General features: G+C 65.9%; 23 protein-coding genes. 11 read left to right on the top strand and 12 right to left on the bottom strand.

Translation table 11 applies throughout. The annotated features are described in order from the left end of the window. Position 1: 1 nt before the first annotated feature. Positions 2-181, bottom strand: coding sequence for a hypothetical protein (locus ACMVY4_RS18660; RefSeq protein ID WP_416897474.1), 180 nt, complete (start codon positions 179-181; stop codon positions 2-4). A gap of 112 nt (positions 182-293) precedes the next feature. Here ACMVY4_RS18660 and ACMVY4_RS18655 point away from each other — a divergent pair, with 112 nt between their 5' ends. Further along, positions 294-884: a hypothetical protein gene (locus ACMVY4_RS18655; protein WP_416897473.1), complete on the top strand. Its 591-nt coding sequence runs from the start codon at positions 294-296 to the stop codon at positions 882-884. A gap of 7 nt (positions 885-891) precedes the next feature. On the opposite strand, the gene ACMVY4_RS18650 is transcribed toward ACMVY4_RS18655, so the two are convergent. Further along, positions 892-2745, bottom strand: coding sequence for an SLC13 family permease (locus ACMVY4_RS18650; protein ID WP_416897472.1), 1854 nt, complete (start codon positions 2743-2745; stop codon positions 892-894). A gap of 48 nt (positions 2746-2793) precedes the next feature. Then, the gene (locus ACMVY4_RS18645; protein ID WP_416897471.1) at positions 2794-3216 is read right to left on the bottom strand and encodes a DUF1178 family protein; all 423 of its coding nucleotides are present in this window, start codon (positions 3214-3216) and stop codon (positions 2794-2796) included. A gap of 250 nt (positions 3217-3466) precedes the next feature. Between ACMVY4_RS18645 and ACMVY4_RS18640 the strand changes: the two genes are divergently transcribed. Genes ACMVY4_RS18640 through ACMVY4_RS18625 form a run of 4 tightly spaced genes read left to right on the top strand, consistent with a single transcriptional unit; the run spans position 3467 to position 6160 of the window. Further along, positions 3467-3835: a hypothetical protein gene (locus ACMVY4_RS18640; protein ID WP_416897470.1), complete on the top strand. Its 369-nt coding sequence runs from the start codon at positions 3467-3469 to the stop codon at positions 3833-3835. Between the two features lie 37 nt (positions 3836-3872). Then, positions 3873-4826 carry a succinylglutamate desuccinylase/aspartoacylase domain-containing protein gene (locus tag ACMVY4_RS18635; protein WP_416897469.1) on the top strand — a complete coding sequence of 318 codons (954 nt, stop codon included), beginning with the start codon at positions 3873-3875 and terminating at the stop codon, positions 4824-4826. Continuing rightward, a complete protein-coding gene (locus ACMVY4_RS18630; RefSeq protein WP_416897468.1) occupies positions 4823-5893 on the top strand; it encodes an AbrB family transcriptional regulator in 1071 nt (356 codons plus the stop codon). Before ACMVY4_RS18635 ends, ACMVY4_RS18630 begins: the two co-directional genes overlap by 4 nt. 45 nt (positions 5894-5938) lie before the next feature. After that, positions 5939-6160 (top strand): hypothetical protein, encoded by a 222-nt coding sequence (locus ACMVY4_RS18625; RefSeq protein WP_416897467.1) that lies wholly within the window; start codon positions 5939-5941, stop codon positions 6158-6160. Here ACMVY4_RS18625 and ACMVY4_RS18620 read toward each other — a convergent pair. Genes ACMVY4_RS18620 through ACMVY4_RS18610 form a run of 3 tightly spaced genes read right to left on the bottom strand, consistent with a single transcriptional unit; the run spans position 6144 to position 9599 of the window. Beyond that, the gene (locus ACMVY4_RS18620; RefSeq protein WP_416897466.1) at positions 6144-7487 is read right to left on the bottom strand and encodes an MATE family efflux transporter; all 1344 of its coding nucleotides are present in this window, start codon (positions 7485-7487) and stop codon (positions 6144-6146) included. The genes ACMVY4_RS18625 and ACMVY4_RS18620 overlap by 17 nt on opposite strands. Next, positions 7484-8812: an NAD(P)/FAD-dependent oxidoreductase gene (locus ACMVY4_RS18615; protein WP_416897465.1), complete on the bottom strand. Its 1329-nt coding sequence runs from the start codon at positions 8810-8812 to the stop codon at positions 7484-7486. The genes ACMVY4_RS18620 and ACMVY4_RS18615 overlap by 4 nt, the downstream gene beginning before the upstream one ends. Positions 8813-8819: 7 nt before the next feature. Next, positions 8820-9599 carry a class II aldolase/adducin family protein gene (locus tag ACMVY4_RS18610; RefSeq protein ID WP_416897464.1) on the bottom strand — a complete coding sequence of 260 codons (780 nt, stop codon included), beginning with the start codon at positions 9597-9599 and terminating at the stop codon, positions 8820-8822. A gap of 342 nt (positions 9600-9941) precedes the next feature. Between ACMVY4_RS18610 and ACMVY4_RS18605 the strand changes: the two genes are divergently transcribed. Continuing rightward, positions 9942-10382: a MucR family transcriptional regulator gene (locus ACMVY4_RS18605; RefSeq protein ID WP_416897463.1), complete on the top strand. Its 441-nt coding sequence runs from the start codon at positions 9942-9944 to the stop codon at positions 10380-10382. Positions 10383-10491: 109 nt separating this feature from the next. Further along, the gene (locus ACMVY4_RS18600) at positions 10492-12057 is read left to right on the top strand and encodes an acyl-CoA carboxylase subunit beta (RefSeq protein ID WP_416897462.1); all 1566 of its coding nucleotides are present in this window, start codon (positions 10492-10494) and stop codon (positions 12055-12057) included. Here ACMVY4_RS18600 and ACMVY4_RS18595 read toward each other — a convergent pair. Then, positions 12054-12842 carry an NAD(P)-dependent oxidoreductase gene (locus ACMVY4_RS18595; RefSeq protein ID WP_416897461.1) on the bottom strand — a complete coding sequence of 263 codons (789 nt, stop codon included), beginning with the start codon at positions 12840-12842 and terminating at the stop codon, positions 12054-12056. The genes ACMVY4_RS18600 and ACMVY4_RS18595 overlap by 4 nt on opposite strands. A 97-nt stretch (positions 12843-12939) precedes the next feature. Between ACMVY4_RS18595 and ACMVY4_RS18590 the strand changes: the two genes are divergently transcribed. Then, entirely contained in the window at positions 12940-14409 is a 1470-nt protein-coding gene (locus ACMVY4_RS18590) for an MBOAT family O-acyltransferase (protein ID WP_416897460.1), read from the top strand. A 9-nt stretch (positions 14410-14418) separates the two neighbouring features. On the opposite strand, the gene ACMVY4_RS18585 is transcribed toward ACMVY4_RS18590, so the two are convergent. Beyond that, on the bottom strand, positions 14419-15075 hold the full coding sequence (locus tag ACMVY4_RS18585; RefSeq protein WP_416897459.1) for a VOC family protein: 657 nt from the start codon (positions 15073-15075) through the stop codon (positions 14419-14421). Positions 15076-15228: 153 nt separating this feature from the next. Here ACMVY4_RS18585 and ACMVY4_RS18580 point away from each other — a divergent pair, with 153 nt between their 5' ends. Together ACMVY4_RS18580 and ACMVY4_RS18575 are read left to right on the top strand one after the other, a co-directional pair. Then, positions 15229-16263: an NADP-dependent oxidoreductase gene (locus tag ACMVY4_RS18580; RefSeq protein WP_416897458.1), complete on the top strand. Its 1035-nt coding sequence runs from the start codon at positions 15229-15231 to the stop codon at positions 16261-16263. After that, positions 16263-17408, top strand: coding sequence for an acyl-CoA dehydrogenase family protein (locus tag ACMVY4_RS18575; RefSeq protein WP_416897457.1), 1146 nt, complete (start codon positions 16263-16265; stop codon positions 17406-17408). The genes ACMVY4_RS18580 and ACMVY4_RS18575 overlap by 1 nt, the downstream gene beginning before the upstream one ends. Before the next feature lie 7 nt (positions 17409-17415). Here ACMVY4_RS18575 and ACMVY4_RS18570 read toward each other — a convergent pair whose 3' ends face one another. From ACMVY4_RS18570 to ACMVY4_RS18555, 4 genes are all read right to left on the bottom strand, one after another. Further along, positions 17416-19125, bottom strand: a complete 1710-nt coding sequence (locus ACMVY4_RS18570) for an ankyrin repeat domain-containing protein (RefSeq protein ID WP_416897456.1) — start codon at positions 19123-19125, stop codon at positions 17416-17418. Between the two features lie 177 nt (positions 19126-19302). Next, positions 19303-20292, bottom strand: coding sequence for a GTP 3',8-cyclase MoaA (gene moaA, locus ACMVY4_RS18565; protein ID WP_416897455.1), 990 nt, complete (start codon positions 20290-20292; stop codon positions 19303-19305). A 70-nt stretch (positions 20293-20362) separates the two neighbouring features. After that, complete coding sequence (locus tag ACMVY4_RS18560; protein ID WP_416897454.1) at positions 20363-21499, bottom strand: DUF2336 domain-containing protein; 1137 nt, start codon at positions 21497-21499, stop codon at positions 20363-20365. A 92-nt stretch (positions 21500-21591) separates the two neighbouring features. After that, positions 21592-21972, bottom strand: a complete 381-nt coding sequence (locus ACMVY4_RS18555) for a response regulator (protein WP_416897453.1) — start codon at positions 21970-21972, stop codon at positions 21592-21594. A gap of 89 nt (positions 21973-22061) precedes the next feature. Between ACMVY4_RS18555 and ACMVY4_RS18550 the strand changes: the two genes are divergently transcribed. Next, entirely contained in the window at positions 22062-22550 is a 489-nt protein-coding gene (locus tag ACMVY4_RS18550; RefSeq protein ID WP_416897452.1) for a MarR family winged helix-turn-helix transcriptional regulator, read from the top strand. Positions 22551-22552: the final 2 nt, after the last annotated feature.

Genomic DNA, 22552 nt, shown 5'->3' with positions numbered 1-22552 from the left:
GTCACACCTCGTTGACAGCCTGCGCGCCGGGGCCTAGGTCCGACGCGCCATGACCGAGCAGCCCGTCCACTTCTTCGTTCACGTCCCGAAATGCGCCGGACGCAGCCTTGAACTGCATCTGGAACAGCATCTGGGCGAGCGGTTCCTCTATCTGCGCCGAAAGCGCGGGCTGAAGCGGCATCTGTCCGACACCATCTACCGCCTACCGCAGCGTTTCGACCCTGACGTCATCGACGCCGTGTCCGGCCATGCGCTGGGCCATTCGCTGGCGAAGCTGTTTCCGGGGCCGGCCGGTGCGCGAATCGGTGCTGCTGCGCGATCCGCTGAGCCAGCTTGTCAGCTTCTACAATTTCCGCATGAGCCGGTTCACCGTCGAGGGCTGGCCGCATGTCAGCTTCGAGCGCTTCTACCGGAGCCGGCACGTGAACCCGATGAGCACCTTCCTGCTGGTGAACTACCTCGAGATCCCGTGGACCCGGCTTGCCACCATGCCGCGCCGCGAGAAGTTCGAGCGGATCTCGGAGCGGTTCTCAGACTTCTGGTTCGTCGGCGACTACCGGCGCTGCGACGAGCTGATCACCAAGATCAGCGCCGAATACGGCATTCCCGACCAGGCCGCCCGCGCCAATGTGCTCGAGACCAGGCTGCTGACCGTCGACACGGTCCCCCAGGCGATGAAGGACCGCATCGCCGAGGAGTGTGCGCTCGATCAGGCCGTCTATGACGCCTGGGCGGGGCAGGGCGCGGTGGCGGAGAAGCCGAAGCTCACCGACATGCCCGGACGTGTGCTGCTGCATGAGGCGAAGCGGCAGGTCGAAAACGCCCGCATTACCGCGATGCGCAAGCGGCTCGGCCGCCTGCCGCGGCCGGTCGAGGAGGAGTAGCGGCCGTCTACAGGTCGTAGCGGACCATCGCCACCAGCGTGTAGGTCACCCACACGATCAGGATCAGCGGCACGCCGGCGCGGGCATAGTCCGAGAAGCGGTAGTGGCCGGGTCCCATCACCAGCAGGTTGGTCTGGTAGCCCATCGGCGTGGCGAATGAACAGTTCGCCCCGAACAGCGTCGCCAGCACGAAGACTTCCGGTTCGACGCCCAGCGACTGCGCCAGACCGATGCCGATGGGCGTGAACAGCACCGCCGTGGCGTTGTTCGACAACACGTTCGTCATTGCTGCGACCAGCAGGAAGAAGATCGACAGGATCGCGATCGGCGGCGCGCCGCTCATCAGCGACATCATGCTCTGGGCGATCCAGGTGGCGCCGCCGGTGCCGTGCAGCGCCGTACCCATGGCCAGCGCCGACCAGATCAGCATGGCCACCTTCAGGTCCAGCGAGCGGACCGCCTGCCGGACGTTGAGGCAGTTGGCGATCAGCATCGCCGCGGCGCCGAGCAGGGAGGCGACGACGATGGGGACCACGCCCGTGGCGCTCGCCGTCACGGTTGCCGCAAAGATGGCGCTGGAGCGCCAGGCAAGTTCGACCGCCGGCAGGTCGTGCGCCGACCACTCCATCAGGATGACGTCGCGGACGCCGCGAAGCCGGCGGACATCGCTGCGGTGTCCGAGCAGCAGCAGCACGTCGCCCGCCTCCAGGCGGATGTCCTGGATGCCCTGCCGGATCATGCGGCTGCGGCGCTGTATGCCGATCACCGTGCAGCCGGTGCGGCTGTGGAAGGCGATCTGTTCCAGATTGCGGCCGATCACGCGGCTGGCCGGCGCGATCACGACCTCTGCCAGGATGAAGTCGCGGTCCATCGCGTGATCGCTGCTCGCCGGCTGTTCGATGTCCTCGCTGGTGTGCAGGGCCTGGATCAGCGACGGCATGCGGCTGATGGCTTCCGTGATCGAGGCGCGGGTCGCGGCCACGACCAGCTTGTCGCCCGGCTGAAGCTTCACGTCGTCGAACGGCGGCAGTTCGGACTGGTCGCCGCGCTGGATCAGCCGGACGGTGATCCCGGGCAGGCTGGGGAAGAGGCCCAGCTTGGCGCGCTCGCCCACCAGCTGCGACCCCTGGCGCACGTCGATCTGGGCGATGAATTGCTTGCCGGCCGCGCCCTCGGTGAGGCTCTGCGCATAGGAGGCCCGGTCGGGCAGCAGGCGCGGCGCGACGAAGATGACATAGACCAGCCCGACGCCGGCCAGGATCGAACCGGTGATCGTGAAGTCGAAGAAGCCCAGCGGCGCTGCGCCTGCATTGGCCGCCGAGGCGGAGACCAGCAGGTTGGTCGACGAACCGATCAGGGTGGTCATGCCGCCCAGGATCGCGGCGTAACTCAGCGGGATCATCAGCCCGCTGGGGCTGCGCCGCAGACGGCTCGCAAGTGCGACCATGATCGGGATGAAGATCACCACGACCGGCGTGTTGTTCAGCAGGCCGCTGGTGACCGCGACGACGACCAGCCCGGCGAACACGGCGAGAAATGGGTGATAGCGCCGAAGCTTCGCCATCTGCCGGATCGGCGCGTCCAGCGCGCCCGTGCGTATCATTCCCTGACCGATGATCATCAGGGAAAGCACCGTGATCAGGGCGGGATCGGCGAGGCCGGCGAGCAGGCTGCGGAGCGTGATTTCCGGCAGGCCGGGCGTGGATTCATAAGGCAGCAGGTCGAACAGGGCCGCCAGCGAGGCGATGACGAGCAGGGAAACCAGCTCGATCGACAGCCGTTCGCTGACATAGGCGAACACCGCCAGTCCGACGACGGCGAGGACAAGCCACATATGCAGTGTCGGTTCGACCGGCGCCATGCTCAGGCGCTCCCCCTCTCAAGTGGCGATCGGACGGCGGCCGCAGGCCTAGTGGTCGGTGTCCTGCACCCACGGCAGCTGCATGAAGGCAATGCCTTCCTCGAGCAGCTCCTCGGACTCCTCCGGCGTGCTGCGCCCGTAGATGCCGCGCGGCGCCACTTCACCATAGTGGATCTTGCGCGCTTCCTCGGCAAAGGACTCGCCGACGTCATCGGCGTTCTTCTCGATGTGCCGCTTCAACTGACGCAGCATGCCCATGACCTGCATCGGGGTCAGTTCCTGCGTCGCCTGCGACCCGCGGTTGCCCTTGGCGGCGACATTGGGCGCCATGGGCGCCTTGGTGATGCGCGCGTCTTCGCAGAGCGGACAGGTAACGAGGCCCTGTTCGTTCTGGCGCTCGAAGTCGCCATTGGAGGCGAACCACCCCTCGAAGACGTGGTCCTGCCCGCATCTGAGATCGAAACTGATCATCTGTGTCTGTTGTCTGTCCAGCGTTGTCAGGCGTGTCGCCGATCGGTGATAAATGGTCGAGTTTCGGAAAAACAGCAAGGTGCCTGCGACGATGGCGTATCCGGATCCGTGGATACGGCGGTACATCGACCTATTGCCCCGTGACGGCCAGGTCCTTGATCTGGCGGCGGGAAACGGGCGGCACACGGCGCTGGCGCTCGATATGGGCCTGTCCGTGGTTGCTGGCCGACCGCGATGTCGGCGGTCTGGAATGGCTCGCCGGCCGGGATTGTCGATCGTCGAAGCCGATCTGGAAGACGGGCCGTGGCCCTTCGCCGGGCAGCAGTTCGGCGGCATCGTGGTATGCAACTACCTTTGGCGGCCGTTGTTCCCGCATGTGGCTGCCACGCTGGCGCCAGGCGGTGTGCTGATCTGGACGACCTTCGCGGCGGGCAACGAGGCGTTCGGCCGTCCGCGCAATCCGGATTTCCTTCTGCAGTCCAACGAGTTGCTGGAGGCCTTCGCGGGATCCATGGAGATCGTTGCGTTCCGGCAAGGCCATGTCGCGCGCCCGGGTCCCGCCGTCCGGCAGAGCATGGTGGCGCGGCGGCGCGACATGGACCGCGCCGGTGGCGGGTGATAGACAATCGATGACGTCTCCACCTTCCGGAACCCCGATGAACCCCTCCCGCTCCTCCGCCCTTCTCAGGCCTGTCGATCTGTCCGATCTGGAGCGCGGCAATCTGGGCATTCCCTTCGCGCACAGGCTGGAGGGCGCGCAGGCCGGACCGGAGGCGATGGTGACGGCGCTGGTGCATGGCAACGAACTGTGCGGCGCCCACGCGCTGAGGCGGTTCATGGACAGCGGCATCCGGCCCGAGCGGGGCGCGCTGACCGTGCTGTTCTGCAATGTCGACGCCTATCGCAGCTTCGATCCGGCCTATCCGGCGCGGGCGCGCTACGTGGACGAGGACTTCAACCGCATCTGGGATCCGCTGATCCTGGATGGCCCGCGCCGCTCCGCCGAACTGGAGCGCGCCCGGCAGGTCCGGCCGCTGATCGACGGCGCCGAACTGCTGCTCGACCTGCATTCGATGCAGACCGACTGCGAGCCGATCATGCTGTCCGGCACGCAGCCACGGGCGCAGGGCTTCGCCGCGAAAATGGGTTTCCCCCGCATCGTGGCGGCCGATCCGGGTCATGCCGCCGGACCGCGTATGCGCGACTATGGCGGTTTCGGCGACCGGGACAGCGACCGGATCGCCCTGCTGGCGGAATGCGGTCAGCATCTGGACCCTAAGGCGGCCGACGACGCCACCGAGATTCTGGCGCGGTTTCTTCTGGCGGCGGGCCTTGTCTCGCCTGCGGCGGCCGAGAAACTGTCACCGCTGCCCGAACGCGACGAACCCCGCCTGATCGAGGTCACCGACCGGGTCACCGTCCGCCAGGGACCGTTCCGCTTCGAAGGCGATCCGGAGAGCCTGGACGTGGTGCCGGCAGCGGGGACCCTGATCGGAATGGACGGCAGCCGGGAAATCCGGACGCCCTATGACGAATGCGTGCTGATCATGCCGTCGCGCCGGCTCACCTCGGGACAGACGGCCGTGCGGCTGGGACGCTACGTCGATTGAACGCCGAGGCGTTGAAGCAGATCGACTGGCGGGGTCACGCCGTCGCCATCGGCATCGGCGGCGTTGGCGGTGCGCTGTTCTTCTGGGCCAGCATGCCGCTGGCCTGGATGATGGGATCGATGATCTTCGTCACCGTGGCGGCGCTGGCCGGGGTCGGGCCGGTCATGAGCCGGAGGTTCCGTGCGGTGATGGTCACCATCCTCGGGGTCTTCCTCGGCAGCGCCTTCCGGCCCGAGGTGCTGGGCCAGTTGATGCAATGGGCGCAGGCGCTGATCGTACTCACGGCGTTCATCGTCGTCGGCAGCGCGCTCTGTTATTTCTACCTCCGGCGGATCGGCGGTTTCGACAAGGTGACGGCCTACTTCTCGTCGACCCCTGGCGGCCTCGGCGAGATGGTGCTGGCGAGCGAGGACATGGGCGGCGATCCGGTCCGCGTGTCGCTGATCCACACCATCCGCGTCATCACCATCATCATCGTCATTCCGTTCTGGTTCCGCCTTGTTGTCGGCGCCGACGTGCCCTCGATCATGCCGGACCGCCCCGGGCCGCCGGCCGAATGGACCGACTGGGCGCTGCTGGTCGCCTGCGCCGTCGTGGGCTGGCCGATGGCGAAGCTGATGCGGTTGCCGGCCGCCTCGCTGCTGGGTCCGATGATCCTCTCGGCGGCGGCGCATCTGTCCGGCATCACCCATGTGCAGCCGCCGCCCGTGCCGGTTGCCGCGGCCCAGCTGGTGCTGGGCGCGGCCATCGGCAGCCGCTTCGTCGGGGTTTCGCTGGGCCTCATTCTGCGGACGGCCCGCCTCGCACTGGGCTCGACGGCGCTTCTGCTGGTGCTGGCCGTAGCACTGACGTACCTTGTCAGCGACGCCATCGGGGTCTCGCATTCCGCCATGATCCTGGTGCTGTCGCCGGGCGGTCTGGCGGAAATGTCCCTGATTGCGCTGTCGCTCGGTATCGATACGGCGTTCGTGAGTTCGATGCACATGTTCCGTATCATGATCATCATCGTGGTCGGGCCGATGCTGTTCCGTGCCGTCCGGCGCCTGCGCCGCGAAACGGAATCTTAAGGCACGCCGGACAAGTGTGATCGAATGAGGAGCTCGGTCCAAACCATGCAGTCGCGCAAGAGCTATGTTCCCAAGGTCAAGGTGCAGACCCTGATCCTGATGAATGACGGCACCGAACTGGAAGGCAGCGTTTTCATACGCGCCACCCAGCGCGTGCTCGATCTGATGAACGAGCCGGGCATGTTCTTCCCGCTCGCCTGCTCGCGCACCGGCGAGATCACGCTGGTGAACAAGGCGAACATCAACAACATCAAGCCGCTGGAGTAGGCGCTCTCTCGGGCAGGGCGCGGCGCTCGACGCGTCTGTAGTAGAGCGCCATGCTGGCGCTCCGCGCCACGTTCAGGATGGTGATCGCCGCCCAGAGGCCGTGATTGCCCCAGACCGGCGCCAGCGTGTTGGCGGCAATCATGTAGACCGCCAGCGATGCGATCATCGCATTGCGCATCTCCGCCGTCTGCGTGGCGCCGATGAAGATGCCGTCCAGCTGAAAGCACCACACTGCGACGAGCGGATAGACGACCACCCAGATCAGATAGGTCTCGGCCGCAGCGCGTGTCTCAGGCTGGTCGGTCATTGCGGCGATGATCAGCGGCCCGGCCACCAGATAGGCAAGCGCGAAACCGACGGCCACGACGACGGCGAGTATGGTGGATGCGGTGACCGCAGCGCGCAGTTCGTCCAGCCTGCGCTTGCCGAGCGCCGAGCCGACCAGCGCCTCGGCGGCGAAGGCGAAGCCGTCCAGTCCATAGGCGAGCAGGTGGACCATCTGGAGCAGAACTGCATTTGCGGCCAGCGTCAGCGCGCCGAACTGCGCGCCCAGTCGGGCGAACCAGACGAAGGAGAAGATCAGGCAGGCGGTCCGGATCATGATGTCCAGATTGGCGGTGAAGAAGGCGGTCAGCCGCTTGCGGTCCATGATGCGCGCTGCCGCCCAGGTGGCGCTGTCCGGCCGAAGAATCCGCCAGGCCACGATCAGGCCGAGCACCGCCGCCGAGCACTCCCCGATCAGCGTCGCCCAGGCGACGCCGGGCACGCCCATGCCCAGGCCCATGACGAAGACGATGTCGAGAACGATGTTCACGCCGTTCAGCCAGATCTGCAGCACCAGCGCTGTCCGTGTGCGCTGCAGCCCGATCAGCCAGCCGAGGATGGCGTAGTTCACCAGCGTCGCCGGGGCAGCCCATATCCGGATCTGGAAATAGGCGGCGGCCATCGGCTCGACCGCCGGCGGCGGCTCCAGCAGCAATGCCGCATAGTGCCAGAGCGGCGCCTGCAGCATCGCCATCACCAGGCCCAGCGCCAGCCCGAGCAGCACGGCCCGTGACAGCACGGCCAGGATCTCCGGTTTGTCCTCCGCGCCGCTTGCCTGCGCCGCGAAGCCGCTTGTTCCCATGCGCAGGAAGCCGAACAGCCAGAAGATCGAGGTGAAGGCGATGGCGCCGATGGAGACGGCGGCGATGTATTCCGGGCCGGGCAGGCGTCCGACAACGGCGGTATCGACGATCCCCAGCAGAGGCGTGGTCACGTTGGACAGGATGATCGGCCAGGCCAGGTGCCAGACCCGGCCCAGCGGCGGCCGCCTGACTGCGCTCATCGCCGCGGCCGGCTGCCGGTCAGTCGGTCCTGAAGGCCATACCAGCTCAACAGCGGGCCGAGGAACCACGGCCAGCCCTGGTAGTAGAACGGTGACGGGAAATCCATGTCGTCGAAGGCGGTCCGGCCGGCGAGGTCCTCCATTGCCTTCTGCGCCAGCTTGTGGCCCAGCCAGTTCGACATCGCCACGCCGGAGCCGCCATAGCACATGGCGTAGCCGATCCGCCCGGCCATCCCGATCTTGGGGAAGGTGTCGAAGGAGAAGGCGACCTTGCCGCTCCAGCAATGGGTGATCCGCGCGCCGTCCAGCTCGGGGAATATCCGCCCCAGCCGACCGCCCAGATAGGCTGCCAGTTTCTGTGGCGAACCGACGCCGAGTCCGGGGCGGCTGCCCAGCAGGATGCGTCTGCCGTCGGGCGAGGGGCGGTAGTAGTTGAGCAGATGATAGCTGTCGCTGATCATCCGTCCGCCCGGGATCAACCGCTCGACCAGACCCGGGTCAAGTTCCTCGGTCGCCACGATGGCGCTGGTCACCGGGATCACCCGCGACCGGAAGTCCGGCAGTTCCGGCCCGGTATAGCCATTGGTGCAGACCAGCACCTTGCGGGCCTCGACGAAGCCCAGCCCGGTATCCATCACGAAACCGTCGTCGTTCTCCTCCAGCGACAGCACCGGCGTCCGGCCGGCGACCGTCGCGCCGGCGTTTCGTGCAGCGGCCAGCAGCCCGTCATGAAATTTCGCCGGATGCAGGCCGCCGGTGTCGTGGTGCAGCCGTCCGCCGCAATAAAGTGGCGTGTTCAGGAACTGGCTCTGTTCTTCCGGTCCGATCATGGTCGCCTGGACCTCGCGGTGGCCCTGTTCGGCTTCCAGCTTCTTCTTCATGGACTCGAAATGGCCGGGCGTCACCGCCGGGTAGTAGCGGCCCATGCGGCCGAAGTCGCAGTCGATGCCGTTGTCGATGATCAGCCGTTCGACGAAATCGACCGAGGCGGCGGCCTCCTCCATAAGGGCGATGGCCTGCGTCTCGCCGAACTCCTTTGCCAGGGCGGGGAAACCCGGTTTCAGGCGATCGCCGACCATGCCGCCATTGCGGCTGCTGGCCCCATCGCCGGGATCGGCGCTGTCGAGGACCAGCACCGACGCGCCCGACTGGGCCAGCGTCAGCGCCGCCGACAGACCGGTGTAGCCCGCGCCGATGATGGCGAATTCCACCTTGTCCGGCACCGCCGGCTCCGGCAGCGCATGCCGCTGGCGGGCCTGCCACCACCAGGGATCGGTGCTCAGGTCGTCGGCGACCTTCAGCCGGCCGGCTGCAATTCGGCTCAAGGTGACTTCAGTTCCGGTAGGAGGGATCGATCTGGTCGATCTTGCGCACAAGGGCTTCGTAGACCCGGTCTTCCATGCGCGCCTTGTTGCCCTCGAAATTCTGGGTCGCGTCGCCCGAACGCTCCACGATATCCTGGCCCAGCGCGATCAGCTTCTGGCCGGACTGTTGCGCGGCAAGCTGCACGTCGCACGCGCGCTGCAGCCGCCACAGCCGGATGAAGGCCGTGGCCACGCTGTCGCCCATGGTCAGCAGGCCGTGATTACGAAGGATGATGTGATTCTTCGATCCGATGCTGGCCACCAGACGGGGCTTCTCGTCATCGTCGCAGGTCACGCCCTCGAAGTCGTGGTAGGCGATGTCGTCGCCGACGATCGAGCCGTAGAAATTGTCCCGCGACAGCCCATCTTCCATGCAGGCGACGGCGATGCCGGACGTGGTGTGCGTGTGCATGACGCACTTCGCGTCCGCGCGGTTGGCATGGATCGCCGAGTGGATGACGAAGCCGGCCGGATTCACGGGCCAGTCGGACTCGCCGACAATGTTGCCGTCCAGATCGATCTTGACCAGGTTCGACGCCGTGACCTCGCTGTACCAGAGGCCGTAGGGATTGATCAGGAAATGGTCCCGCGTCCCCGGTACTTTCAGCGTTATGTGATTGAAGATGAGCTCGACCCAGCCGAGGTGATCGAAGATCCGGTAACAGGCTGCGAGCTCTACGCGGGCCTGGCATTCCTCATCGCTGATTGTCGAAGCCCGCGACCTGGGCATGCTTATCGGTGCGCTCATCGGTTGGCTTTCCTCATCACTTCCGGTCTCAACGGCATCCGCACGAAAGAATATCACTGCGGGGGCGTCCGATGTACCGGTTTCGAAGACCCCGGTGCCGCGCGATGCAGCCGCCGGTCATTGCTGAACTGCGGCGAATCGACAGTGTCGAATACATGGCGGTCGTTGACTTGTCCATTTGTGACGCTGCGGAAATTGTCAGCTCTAGAGACAATACATGGATGGCGGGAATTTTTTACTTTTATGGATAGAAAATTCTGTTAGGTTCCCGGCCAGTTGCCGGACACGATAGGTAATATTGTGTGACCGTCATCAATAGCTGCCAATCAGGAGTTGAAGACCATGAACACAAGCGCGTCAGAGAGCAGCTCGCCGACACAGCAGGATTTGCTGGAGATGACGGCTGAAGTGGCCGCCGCCTATGTCTCGAACAATGTTGTGCCGTCGGATGAATTGCCGGATCTGATCAGCCGTATTCATCAGGCGCTGGCGACGGCCGGCACTGCCGAGGAAGAGCCGGAGCCGGAGAAGCTGAAGCCCGCCGTCAGCGTCCGCCGCTCGATCACCCCGGATCATCTGGTGTGTCTGGAAGACGGCAAGAAGCTGAAGATGCTGAAGCGCTATCTGCGCACCAATTTCGACATGTCGCCGGAAGAGTATCGGGCGAAATGGAATCTGCCGGCTGACTATCCGATGGTCGCGCCGAACTACGCCAAGAAGCGCGCCGAGATGGCCAAGGCGATCGGCCTCGGTCGCGGCGGACGGCGGCGCAAGGGCGGCTGATCCGACCCAGTCGCTGCGAATACCGGCCCCGGGGCGCCCACCGCGCCCCGGGGTTTTCTTTTGCGCTGCCGGGACCATGATGAGGCCGGTACAGCAGGGAGGCGGCGCAGTGAGCTGGGACGAGCGTATCGAGGAAATTCACCGGCGGCGGGAGATGGCCCTGGCCCAGGGCGGCCCGGAGGCGATCGAGCGGCAGCACGGCAAGGGCAGGCTCGCGCTCCGCGAACGCATTCATGCCCTGCTGGACAAGAACAGCTTTGCCGAACTTGGCCGCGGCGCCGGAGTCGCCGAACGTGACGAGGATGGCAACCTCACCGGCCTGACGCCCGCGAACTTCATTCTCGGCTTCGGCCGGATCGGCGGCCGGACCTGTGTCGTCGGCGGCGAGGATTTCACCGTGCGCGGCGGTTCGCCGACGCCGGCTGGTTTGCGCAAGTCCGTCTACGCCGAGGAAGTCGCGCTGGAGTATCGTGTCCCGCTGGTGCGCCTGCACGAGGGCGGCGGCGGTTCGGTCACCGGTTCGGGGGGCAAGGGGTCGTCCGGACCTATCGGCGAATCTGTTGCGACCGGGCACCGCTTCAACTCCGTCGCCCGCACGCTGGGCACGGTTCCCGTCGCCACGGCGGCGCTGGGCCCCGTCGCCGGATTGCCGGCCGCGCGCCTTGTGGCCTCGCACTTCTCGGTCATGACGAGGGAAACCGCGCAGGTGCTGATCGCCGGTCCGGCCGTCGTCGAGCGGGCGCTGGGCGTGAAGATCACCAAGGAGGACCTCGGCGGACCGGCAGTGCATCTGAAGAGCGGTGCCGTCGACAATCTGGCCGAAGACGAAGAGGACGCACTGCGCCAGATCCGGCGGTTCCTGAGCTACCTGCCGCCCAATGTCGACAACCTGCCGCCGGTCGAGAGCTGCGACGATCCGGTCGACCGCTGCGAGGACAAGCTGGCCACGATCATCCCGACCGACCGCCGCAAGTCCTACGACCAGCGCAAGCTGATCGGCATGGTCGTGGACCGCGACAGCTTCTTCGAGACGGGCCGGCAATACGGACCCGGCCAGATCGTCGGCCTCGCGCGCATGAACGGCCATCCTGTCGGAATCTTCGGCAATGATTGCCGCTACTACGCCGGCGCGATGACGGCGGAAGGCGCACGCAAGGCGCGGCGGTTCATCGAGTTCTGCGAGACCTTCCACCTCCCGATCGTCGCCTTTGTCGATGAGCCCGGCTTCATGATCGGCCCGGACTCCGAGAGGGCCGGCACGATCCGGCCCGGCACGGCAGCGGTGCTTGCCGCCGCCAGTTGCCGGGTGCCGTGGTGCTCGGTGGTGGTGAAGAAGAGCTTCGGGGTCGCGGCAGCGGCGCATTATGGCAACCATGCCCATGTGCTGGCCTGGCCGTCAGCCGAATCCGGACCTCTGCCCGTCGAGGGCGGGGTTGCGGTCGCCTTCGGGCGCGAGATCGCGGCGGCGGACGACCCGGAAGCCATGCGGGCCGATCTGGAGGCGCGGATGGCGGAACGGCAGTCGCCATTCCCCAGAGCCGAGAGCTTCGCCTATCACGAACTTATCGATCCACGGGAAACGCGGCCGATGATCTGCCAGTGGCTGGAACTCAACGAACACCGCATCGCGGCTCTGCCCGGCCTCGGTCCGCGGACCTTCTACACAAGACCCTAGGGCAGGGGCGGCAGTGTCCGGAGGCGTTCGAGCACGGCAGCCGTCAGCGCATCGGGCGAGCCGCCTTCGGTGATGGCGTCCAGATAGGCCGTCACGTCCTTCTCGAGAATGCCGATGGTGTTGCTCGCGTCGTAGGTTTCGGCGGCCCAGTCGATGCGGTCCAGGTTCTGTCCGTACCAGGTGCCGCCGGAGCTGGTGTCCATGACCGCCCGAAGCCGTGCCGGATCAAGCCCCAGCGGGCCCGACTGATCGAGGACCGTCCGGACGGCGGCGACGCAGGTTGCGGCGACGAAGTTGTTCAGGACCTTTGCCGTCGCACCCGCGCCGAGCGGCCCGAGCCGGTGAATGACGCCGCCCATGGCCCGGAAGGCCGGCATCAGCCGGTCGATGGCGTCGTCCGGTCCGCCCAGCATGAAACTGAGCCGCCCGTCGCGCGCCGAATGCGGCGCGCCCGACATCGGCGCATCGATCATGGCGATTGCCGCCGGGACCTCTTCCCTCAGTTCCCGGATGAATCTCGGCGACAGCGTCGAGGAAATGATCAGGACCGGCGGCAGGTTGCCGATGGCGCGGATCGCGTCCCGGGTCTGGGCGGCATCGCGCACGACCGAGATCACGGCGTCGCAGCGCGAGAGTTCCGCAGGATCGGGGGTCATGTGCCGCGCAAATCCGCCGAATTCGGCGGCTGGCCGCACATCATGACCCACGATTTCGAAGCCCGCAGCGATCAGCCGCTCGGCCATCGGGCGGCCCATCGCCCCGCATCCTGTCACGCCAAGTCTCATCGGGCGACCTTGCCACGGCTGTTACAGTCCGGGCGACCGAAATTGCCGATGCTCCGTCGCACTGCTATCAGTCGCGCGTCACTACCGGGGCCGAAGAATGATCTTCTCGTCCGATCTGTTCATCTTCGCCTTCCTGCCGGCAGCGCTGCTCGGGCTGGTGGTCGCGCGCCGGCTCTTCGGGGCGCACCTCTACTGGATCGTCATCGCGTCGCTGTTCTTCTACGGCTACTGGAAGCCCGTCTACCTGCCGCTGATCGTCGGCTCGATCCTGATCAACTTCGCGCTCGGCCGCGCGATCGAGCGCAACCGGTCGAAACCGCTGATGGTCGTCGGCGTGACGATCAACCTGCTCGCGCTCGGCTGGTTCAAATACGCCAACTTCCTGGCGGAGAATGTCGAATGGGCAACCGGCGCCGAGATCGGTCTGCCGGAGATCGTCCTGCCGCTGGCGATCTCCTTCTTCACCTTCCAGCAGATCTCGTACCTTGTGGATGCGTATCGGGGCGAGACGCACCCGCACAGTTTCATCCAGTACGCGGCCTTCGTCTCCTTCTTCCCGCAGCTCATAGCCGGTCCGATACTGCAGCAGAAGCGGACCATGCAGGAATTCGCCGGACCTAAGGCGTTTCACGTCACGGCGGAAGGGCTCGGCTTCGGTCTGATGATCTTCATCGCGGGCATGGCGAAGAAGCTGCTGATCGCCGACCCGATGGGCACCATCGCCACGCCGCTGTTCGATCACGCGCTGGAGAACCCGCTGTCACTGGAACAGGCCTGGACGGCGGCGCTGGCCTACTCGTTCCAGCTCTATTTCGACTTCTCGGGTTACTCCGACATGGCCATCGGGCTCGCCATGATGGTCAGCATCCGGTTGCCGGTGAATTTCAACTCGCCGTATCGCGCCGTGAACATTGCCGACTTCTGGCGGCGCTGGCACATGACCCTGTCCGGGTTCCTGCGCGACTATCTCTACATCCCGCTGGGCGGGAACCGGCATGGCCCCTCACGCACCTATGTGAACCTGTTCATCGTGATGGTGCTGGGCGGTCTGTGGCACGGCGCGGGCTGGACCTTCATCATCTGGGGTGCGCTGCATGGTGGCTACCTGTTGCTGCACCGCTTCTTTGCGCACCGGATCAAGCCGCACCTGCCCGGCGCCGAGGCGCTGGCGCCGGTCTGGACGGTCATCAGCTGGGCGCTGACCATGGTGCTGGTGGTGATCGCCTGGGTCGTGTTCCGCGCCGACACGCTCGATGCGGCCATCAACGTCTGGACCGGCATGGCCGGCATGGGCGGCGAGGCGGGCGAGATCGCGCGGGACGCCTTCCTGACCGGCTGGCGCTGGCAGGCCTTCGCGGCGCTGACAGTGTTGTGCCTGATCCTGCCGAACCTGCCCCAGATTGCCGGTTACGTGGATGCAGGCGGTATCTGGCGGCAGACGGTGGCGGCGCTCTACCAGCCGCATATCATCGGGCTGATCGCCGCCATCGTCATCTTCGCCAGCTGCTTCGCGATGCTGCGGGCGAACTCCGCCGTGGTCTCCGAGTTCCTCTACTGGGACTTCTGAGCCGCCCGCTCAGTCAGCTGCTTCGGCCTCCTGCGCCGCTTCCAGCGCCTCGAGCGCCACGCGTCCGGCGGGCGTGATCCGCGCCTTTCCGCTGGCCAGAAGTTCCTTGCGCAGGGCGAAGGCGTTGCCGGTCTTTTCCGGCACCATGTCGGCCAACGCGGTGCGCTTGGTCGCCTCGGGCCAGTGGCCGGGCTGCGGATCGGCGCCTTCCAGGACGATGTCCGGCAGATCGTCGTCCACGACGGCCGGGTTCTCGACGACCTCCATCAGGTTCCAGGCGAACTCGAGCGGAATGTTGTTGTTGTCGAAGAAGTAGATCGACCAGAACACGCCGTGATCGATCGGTCCGGTGACCTCCAGTCCGGCCGCCTCGAGCCGGTCCTTCAGTTCGAACAGGTCTTCGCGCGCCGGCACGGTGAAGGCGAGATGGTCGAAGCCGAGCGGCTTCTCGGTCCGGCGGCCATGGAACTTCACCTCCATCTTCGAGGCGCCCTCGTAGTGGAAAAAGGCCACGAGATTGTCGCCGCATTCGAAGAAGTAATGGCGGAACCCGTCATGGCCGATGCCGAGCGTGAGCCGCATCCCGAGCAGGTCGCGATAGAAGCGGACGGTCCCGTCAAGGTCCGGCGTGATGAAGGCGATGTGATCGACGTTGGCGAAGGACATGGCGGTCTCCCGTAGAATTCGTTTCCAGCCAGATGACCATCGAGGCCGCATCCGGCAACGCCGCGTGCGGAAATGCACCGTTTCCAGTAAGAAACCGGCTTGCGGCAGCCGTTGGGGAAAGCGGTAGACTGGCGCCGGAACGGGGGAGGCGACATGGGACAGACGACGCGGCAGATCGTGCTGAAGCGCTTCATCGACGGCGCACCGTCGCCGAACGATTTCGAGATCGTGGAGCGGACGCTGCCGGACCTGCAGGAGGGCGAGTTCCTGGTCCGCAATATTCTGGTGTCGGTCGATCCCGGCACGCGGGCGCGGCTTTCCGGCAAGCCGAGCTACATTCCACCGCTCCGGCTCGGCGATCTGGTTGGCGCCTTCTCCATCGGCGAGATCGTCGAGAGCCGGCATCCGAAATTCGCCGCGGGCGATCTCGTCGCGCTGGCCGAAGGCTGGTCCGAGCATCTGATTTCGAAGGGCAGGGGTTTCATCCGGCGGATTACCGACCGCCGCCTGCCATTGTCTGCGTGGCTCGGCGTTCTGGGAGTCTCCGGCATGACCGCCTGGTTCGGCCTGCACCGTGTCGCCGGTATCCGCGAGGGCCAGACCGTCGTCGTCACCTCGGCGGCCGGTGCGGTGGGCTCGGCGGCAGGTCAGATCGCGCGGCTGAACGGCTGCCGGGTGATCGGAGTGGCCGGCGGACCGGACAAATGCGGCTGGCTGACCGGCGCGGCCCGCTTCGACGCGGCCATCGATTACAAGGCCGAGACCGATCTGGAAGCGGCGGTCCGAAGCGCTGCGCCGGACGGTGTCGATATCCTGTTCGACAATGTCGGCAACCACATGATCGACCGGGTGATCCCGTCGATGAACCCGAACGGCGTTATCGTCGTCTCAGGACAGGTCGCGGCCTACAACACCGATGATGCGCCGGGACTGATGAACACCCGCGCCTTCATCACCCACAGGCTGAAGATGCAGGGTCTGGTGGTCTTCGACGACCTGCCGCAATGGAGCGAGGCCGAGCGCCGGATGGCTGATCATGTCGCTGCCGGAGAGATTGCCTGGCGCGACGAGATCACAGACGGGCTGGAAAGCGTACCCGAGGCCTTCGCCGGGCTGTTCCGCGGCGAGAACCGGGGTCGGCGGTTGGCGCGGCTGGCCCCCGATCCCTTCGAAGCGGAGATGGCCTGATGCACAAGCGCGATCTGGATGAACTGGTGGAGTCGGTGGCGCTCCGCGGCGAGGAAATCGAGGGGGCCCGCCGCCTGCCCGAGGATATCGCCCAGGACATGGCCAAGCTGGGCCTGTTCAGGATGATGATCCCGAAGGCGCTGGATGGCCTGGAATGGGAGCCGTCGCGGTCGCTGGGCATGATGCGCCGCTTCGCCGAGGCGGATGCGGCCACCGGCTGGTGCCTGATGATCGGCGCGACGTCGGCCTACAAGTCCGGCTTTCTGGATCATGAAACGGGGCGCGAGATCTACGGCGATCCGCTGGGGATCTATGGCGGCGTCTTCGCGCCGATGGGGAAGGCGGTCCCGAAGGGCGGCGGCTACAGGCTGCGCGGACGCTGGGCCTGGGGCAGCGGCTCGATCAACTGCACCTGGCTTTCGGGCGGTGCGGTCATCATCGAGGACGGCGAGGTCCGCAAGCTGCCCAACGGCGCCCCGGATTCCCGCATGATGATCTTTCCGGCTTCCAGGGCGAAGCTGCTCGACACCTGGTATGTGCACGGCTTGTCCGGCACTGGTTCAGGCGATTTCGAGGTACATGACATCCAGGTGCCGGCAAGCCACGCGGTCTCCCTGATGAGCAGCAAGGCCACCCATGACGGCGCGCTCTACCGGTTCCCGACCTTCGGCCTGCTGGCCCTCGGCATTGCTGCGGTGGCGCTCGGCAACGGACGCGCTGCGATCCGGGATCTGGTTGCGCTGGCGGCGTCGAAGAAGCCGACCGGCGGCGGCCGGACGCTGGCCGAGCGCGGCTATGCCCAGGCTGAACTGGCCCAGGCGACGGCAAAGCTCCGCGGCGCGGAGGCCTTCTTCGAGGATGCCGTCGGCGCGGCATGGACAATGGCGAAGGCGGGAGATCCGCTTTCCGTCGAGGTGCGGGCCGATCTGCGCCTCGCGGCGACCCATGCAACGCGGACGGCTGCCGAGGTCGCACGTGCGATGAACGATCTGGCCGGCGGCGACAGCGTCTATCTGAAATCGCCTGTGCAGCGGCGCTTCCGCGACGCCCACGTGATGACGCAGCACATGATGGTCAATCCCGCGAGTTGGGAACTGACGGGACGCGTGGGCTTCGGCCTGCCGACCGACGCGACCTTCCTCTGAATTCGGCTCAGTTCGCCCGGGGGGCGGCTTCCAGCATCTGCACGACCTGCGGCCAGTCTTCCTCGCGCGCCCGGTCGAGTGCGGTCTTGCCTTCGCCGTCGGTGATGTCAGGGGAAGCGCCGCTGGCCAGCAGGGCGCGCACCACGTCGTCATGGCCGTTCCATGCCGCCCGCATCAGCGGGGTCAGCCCCGCATCGTCTCGCGTATCGGGGTCGGCGCCTTCGTTCAGCAGATCCTCGACGATCGCCTCGTAGCCGTTGATGGAGGCCCAGGTCAGCGGCGTCCGGCCTTCCAGGTCGATGGTGTCGATATCGACGCCCTTCTCGATCAACAGTTCGACGACCATCTCGCGGCCCCGCCAGGCGGCGGCGATGATGGCGTCACGGCCCGACGCATCGATGGCGTTCGGGTCTGCCCCCGAGCGCAACAGATTCTCCATGCGCTGGACGTTGCCCTTGTCCATTGCGACGCGGAGTTCCTCATCAAGCTGCTTCTGCCTCGTCGAGGTCAGCTTGTTCTCGGCGCGCTGCTTGTCGATAAAGCGGCGCCACTTGCCGGCTTCTTCCTCGGCAAGCTGGCGGTCCTCGGCGCTCATCTCCTTGTCGAGCGCATTGAGCGCCCGTTTGGCGACGATGTTGTTCTCGTCGGCAGCCGTCTTCAGCAGAATGTAGGCCCGTTTCTTGTCCTTCTCGACACCGTCGCCGGTCAGGTGCTTCTTCGCCAGTTCGATCTGGGCGGGCTGGTAGTTCCGGCGGGCCAGCTTCTCCAGGATTTCGGTTGCCTTCTTCTTGTCCTGCTCGGCGCCCTTGCCCTTGTCGAGCGCCTTGGCGAGGTTCATCTCGGCGCTTCTGATGCCTTCATCCGCGGCCTTCCGGAACCGCTCGAGCGACTGTTTCGCCCGTTCCCGGTCTTCCGGCGACAACCGGTCATCGGTCTTCTCGCGCCGCTGGGACTGTTTCAGGATATCGACGGCCGATTGCTTCGGCGGCGTCTCGACTTTCGTGACCGTCAGCTTCGAGCGTTTCGCGTCCGCAAGTTCAGGCGGTGTGGTCGACGTGTCGCTCTTCGGTCGCTCGACCCTCGGCACCCTGGCCGCGGCCTTGGCGACGGATAGCCGCTTCAGACGCTGCTCCAGCGCGGCGATCTGTTCGGCCACGTCGGCCGCCTGCTGTGGCTTCTTCTGGCTCTCCGCCACCCGTCGGCGAAGCTGGGCCTGAGCCTTGAGCGCCTCCAGCCGCCTGATCTCGGCGGCCAGCGCCTTCGGCGTTTCGGGCAGGGCTTCGTTTTCCGGCGCCAGCGGCGTGGCCTCGGGGCGCTCTTCCTTCGGTGTCAGCGGCGCGCTCTGTTCGTACACGACGGCGATGTCACCTGGCTGGTTCGGCTCCGGCGCCGGGCCGCTGTCCTCCGGCCGCTCGGCTCGCTTTGCGGCCTCGATCGCGGCCTGGCGGACATCCGGGACCGTGATCTTCGGGGCGTCGGCGGGCGGCGCCTCGACCGGTTTCGCCGGTTCGGGTTCGGCGACGACGGCAGTCTCGATCGGCGGCAGTTCCTCGAACAGATCGGACTTCTGCTCCTGATCCTGTTCGTCGCTGCCGTATACATCGTCGAAGATCTGGATCGTGATCGGGATCGCGAGCGTGTCGGGTTCGCGCCCGAACAGCTGGGGCGCGCCGACGATCAACCCTGCCAGCACGGCGCCATGAAAGGCCGACGCCACAGCCACGCCTCGATTGACGTTTTCGACAACAGTCAGAAATTTCGGAACAAGGCGACGCGCCATCTCGATCCGGCTGGGTTACAGGGCCTTCGGGACGGACCGAGTGTATCTCAAAGGTACAGGACCGTCCGCCAGATCATTGAAACAGCAAGAAACATGCCCCCGGAGGGGAATCGCTCATCCGCCGGTGACGCTCATGTGCCGGCCCACGGCGGGGGCGGAGCGGCGACGGTCGATGACGAAATCATGGCCCTTCGGCTTGCGCCCGATGGCCTCGTCGATGGCCCGGTCGAGTTCCATGCCCGACGGATCGGCGCGGAGCGGCGCACGCAGGTCGGCGGCATCCTCCTGACCGAGGCACATGTACAGGGTGCCGGTGCAGGTGAGTCGCACCCGGTTGCAGCTTTCGCAGAAATTGTGGGTCATCGGCGTGATGAAGCCTAGCCGGTGGCCGGTCTCGCGCACCACGGTGTAGCGGGCGGGGCCGCCGGTCTTGTAGTCGGTGTCGTCCAGCGTCCAGCGCTGACCCAGACGCGCGCGGACCAGCGAAAGGGGCAGGTACTGGTCGGTGCGGTCGCCGTCGATATCGCCGAGCGGCATGGTCTCGATCAGGCAGAGGTCGTATCCGCGCTGTCCGCACCACCCGACCATGTCGGAAATCTCTTCCTCGTTGACACCCTTCAGCGCAACGGCGTTGATCTTGACGTGAATGCCGGCGCGTTGCGCCGCATCCAGGCCGGCCATGACCTTGTCGAGCTTGCCCCAGCGGGTGATGCGCTCGAACTTGTCGGGGTCGATGGTATCCAGCGAGACGTTCACGCGCTTCACGCCGATGGCTGCCAGTTCGTCGGCGAACCGTGTCAGCTGGGAGCCATTGGTCGTCAGCGTCAGTTCGTCCAGCGCGCCGGTTTCCAGATGACGCCCAAGATTGCGGAACAGGCTCATCACGTCGCGCCGCACCAGAGGCTCGCCCCCGGTGATCCGGAGCTTGCGCACGCCCTTGCCGACGAAGGCCGTGCAGAGCTGGTCCAGTTCCTCAAGTGTCAGGATGTCCTTCTTGGGCAGGAAGGTCATGTTTTCCGCCATGCAGTAGACGCAGCGGAAATCGCAGCGGTCGGTGACCGATACGCGAAGATAGGAGATTTCCCGGCCGAAGGGGTCGATCAAGGTGACTGGCTCCTGCGCCTGCAACGTTGCTGCAATATTGCGCGCAGGCCGGGGGGTGTAAACCCGGGCGTCAGTCCGTCGCGGTCAACTGGTTGAGAGCCGAAAGGAAATCCGGATCCTGGCGCCAGCGGCGGACGACGGCGGCGGCGCTGTCGCGGTCGAGGCCCTTGTAGAAGTCCTCGAGATGCGTCCGCTCCTGCCGATGACCTGCCGTCAGGGCGCCGCGCGCCGCACGGGTAAGGTCGAAGATGTTCAGGAACGTCTTCAGGTCCATGTCCAGCATGCGGCACGAAATGGCCAGCGCCTCGCCGCCCGGTTCGTAGACCAGGCGCCGCATCAGTTCGACCCGAAGCTGGGTCAGCTTGGCCATGGCGAACTCGAACAGCCGCACTTCACCCTGCCGCAGCGCCTTCAACGCGAAGGCGATGTTGAGCTGGCCGGCGGCGTGCAGCTTGTCGACAAGCCGCTCGGACGGGTCGTTGGACTCGGTCTCGCCGGTGGATTCGCGCACGGCGTCGTTCATGGCGAAGACCACGTTGTCGTCCAGCTCGGCCGGATCGAAGCGGTAGTTCTCGACGATGTAGGTTCTCAGCGCTGCGGAGACCCAGGCATACATGCGCTTGGCCAGACCCTTCGGCAGGTCGGGGCGACGGAGCAGGGGCTTCTGATAGCGGTCGACGCGTTCGGACTCGGCGACCAGATGCTCCATCAGCGCATCCGACATGGTCGCGGTCTGGTTCTCCAGCAGGGCGACGACGACGTCCTCGTTGCCGGTCGCGACCAGCGCGTCGGAAACCTCCGGCGAAATGCCGGAGCGCATGGCGGTCGCCAGTTGATGCTGCAGGGTGCGGTGGCGCACGATCTCGATCAGGTCGACGTCGCGCAGGGCCTTGCAGTCCATCAGGATCGGGTAGGCGACCTCGATCTGGTCGTTGCCCAGCATTGCCGCGAGCTCAGGCGGCGCGTCCGGATTGGTTGCGAGACGTTCGGCGAGGCGGCGGCGGACAGTCATTTCCACGTCATGGCTCAGCCGGCGAAGGATATCGGTCATGATCGACCGTTCCTTCTCATTCAGTCCCGAGCCATCGGCCTCGAACAGGTTCCAGACATCCTCGTAAAGCTGCGCCCGGCCTTCGCGGCTCTTGCGGTGCGCAAGATCGAAGAGCGCCGACATGTCGGGTTTGCGTTCAGGTGCCTGATCGAACACGGGTCCGGATCCTGTAATCGTTGGTACGCCCAACCTACCGGGCACTGGTTAACGAACGGATAAGCAAGAAGAAATCCGGATCGTGACCGCTGTCACGCCACCGCGCCGCGCACGAAATCGAGCAATGCATTCAAAGGTAGCGGCTTCTCGAGAATGGCGAAGGCGCCCAGCGCCTCGCGTCCCGCGCGTCCGAGGTCCTCGCGGTAGCCGGACATCAGCACGACATGCGCCGCCGGGGCGTAGCTCTTGACCATGCCCGTGGCGGTGATGCCGTCCATGCCCGGCATCTGGATGTCCAGCAGGACCACCTTGGGCCGGTGCCGGCGAACGGCGTTGAGACCTGCAAAGGCGTTGCCTTCCGTCACCACGACATAGCCGTTGCGTTCCAGAAACGTGCTGACAATGCGGGCGCTGGCGGAGTCATCGTCGATGATGATCACGTCGGCCGTTCTGTGGAGTGCTTGATCGGTCATTCGGCACTTTCCGGCCGCTGTGAGGGGGTTGTTAAGAAAAGGATGCAACAGTTCGCCTTACCGAGTGATTAACCCGGAGAATTTCGGTCATGCCCGACAGCCATCAGTCCTTCGACGCCAGCCAGGAAGCGGCCCACCGCTACCGCTCCGTGACCCGCATGATCGAGCGGCTCCATCGGCTCTATCTGGATGTGATCCGGGCCGAACTGACGCGTCTCAGGGTCGATGACATCAGCGCGGTGCAGGCGTTGCTGCTGACCAATATCGGCGAGGCCGAGGTCAACGTGAAGACGCTGATGGAGCGCGGCTACTACCAGGGTTCCAACGCGACCTACAATCTGAAGAAGCTGGTCGAGGCCGGCTACATCGAGCAGTTCAAGTCCCAGAACGACCGTCGCGCCACAATCGTCCGGGTGACCGGGCGCGGCCGCGATCTGAGCGGCGTCATCCAGAAGCTGGAGGCCGAGTTCGCCGACGGTTTCGAGGGTGAATCGGGGGATCTCGGTGCGCTGCTGGAGCGGCTGTCCGACCTCGAGCATGCCTGGAGCCACCACATCCGGGTCTGCGCCCTGGGCTGATC

Origin of the sequence: Minwuia sp. (genome assembly GCF_048007105.1) — a bacterium.
GTDB lineage: Bacteria > Pseudomonadota > Alphaproteobacteria > Minwuiales > Minwuiaceae > Minwuia.
Note: the sequence above shows the minus strand (reverse complement) of the source record. Positions and strands in the feature narration are given on the sequence as shown.

What these genes read in the sequence shown, in the direction of transcription:
- ACMVY4_RS18555 (WP_416897453.1), bottom strand. Translation starts at nt 21,972, where the DNA reads ATGACCGATCAAGCACTCCACAGAACGGCCGACGTGATCATCATCGAC.
- ACMVY4_RS18580 (WP_416897458.1), top strand. Translation starts at nt 15,229, where the DNA reads ATGGGACAGACGACGCGGCAGATCGTGCTGAAGCGCTTCATCGACGGC.
- ACMVY4_RS18610 (WP_416897464.1), bottom strand. Translation starts at nt 9,599, where the DNA reads ATGAGCGCACCGATAAGCATGCCCAGGTCGCGGGCTTCGACAATCAGC.
- ACMVY4_RS18660 (WP_416897474.1), bottom strand. Translation starts at nt 181, where the DNA reads ATGCCGCTTCAGCCCGCGCTTTCGGCGCAGATAGAGGAACCGCTCGCC.
- ACMVY4_RS18550 (WP_416897452.1), top strand. Translation starts at nt 22,062, where the DNA reads ATGCCCGACAGCCATCAGTCCTTCGACGCCAGCCAGGAAGCGGCCCAC.
- ACMVY4_RS18640 (WP_416897470.1), top strand. Translation starts at nt 3,467, where the DNA reads ATGGCTCGCCGGCCGGGATTGTCGATCGTCGAAGCCGATCTGGAAGAC.
- ACMVY4_RS18595 (WP_416897461.1), bottom strand. Translation starts at nt 12,842, where the DNA reads ATGAGACTTGGCGTGACAGGATGCGGGGCGATGGGCCGCCCGATGGCC.
- ACMVY4_RS18620 (WP_416897466.1), bottom strand. Translation starts at nt 7,487, where the DNA reads ATGAGCGCAGTCAGGCGGCCGCCGCTGGGCCGGGTCTGGCACCTGGCC.
- ACMVY4_RS18635 (WP_416897469.1), top strand. Translation starts at nt 3,873, where the DNA reads ATGAACCCCTCCCGCTCCTCCGCCCTTCTCAGGCCTGTCGATCTGTCC.
- ACMVY4_RS18625 (WP_416897467.1), top strand. Translation starts at nt 5,939, where the DNA reads ATGCAGTCGCGCAAGAGCTATGTTCCCAAGGTCAAGGTGCAGACCCTG.
- ACMVY4_RS18645 (WP_416897471.1), bottom strand. Translation starts at nt 3,216, where the DNA reads ATGATCAGTTTCGATCTCAGATGCGGGCAGGACCACGTCTTCGAGGGG.
- ACMVY4_RS18590 (WP_416897460.1), top strand. Translation starts at nt 12,940, where the DNA reads ATGATCTTCTCGTCCGATCTGTTCATCTTCGCCTTCCTGCCGGCAGCG.
- ACMVY4_RS18605 (WP_416897463.1), top strand. Translation starts at nt 9,942, where the DNA reads ATGAACACAAGCGCGTCAGAGAGCAGCTCGCCGACACAGCAGGATTTG.
- ACMVY4_RS18575 (WP_416897457.1), top strand. Translation starts at nt 16,263, where the DNA reads ATGCACAAGCGCGATCTGGATGAACTGGTGGAGTCGGTGGCGCTCCGC.
- ACMVY4_RS18585 (WP_416897459.1), bottom strand. Translation starts at nt 15,075, where the DNA reads ATGTCCTTCGCCAACGTCGATCACATCGCCTTCATCACGCCGGACCTT.
- ACMVY4_RS18650 (WP_416897472.1), bottom strand. Translation starts at nt 2,745, where the DNA reads ATGGCGCCGGTCGAACCGACACTGCATATGTGGCTTGTCCTCGCCGTC.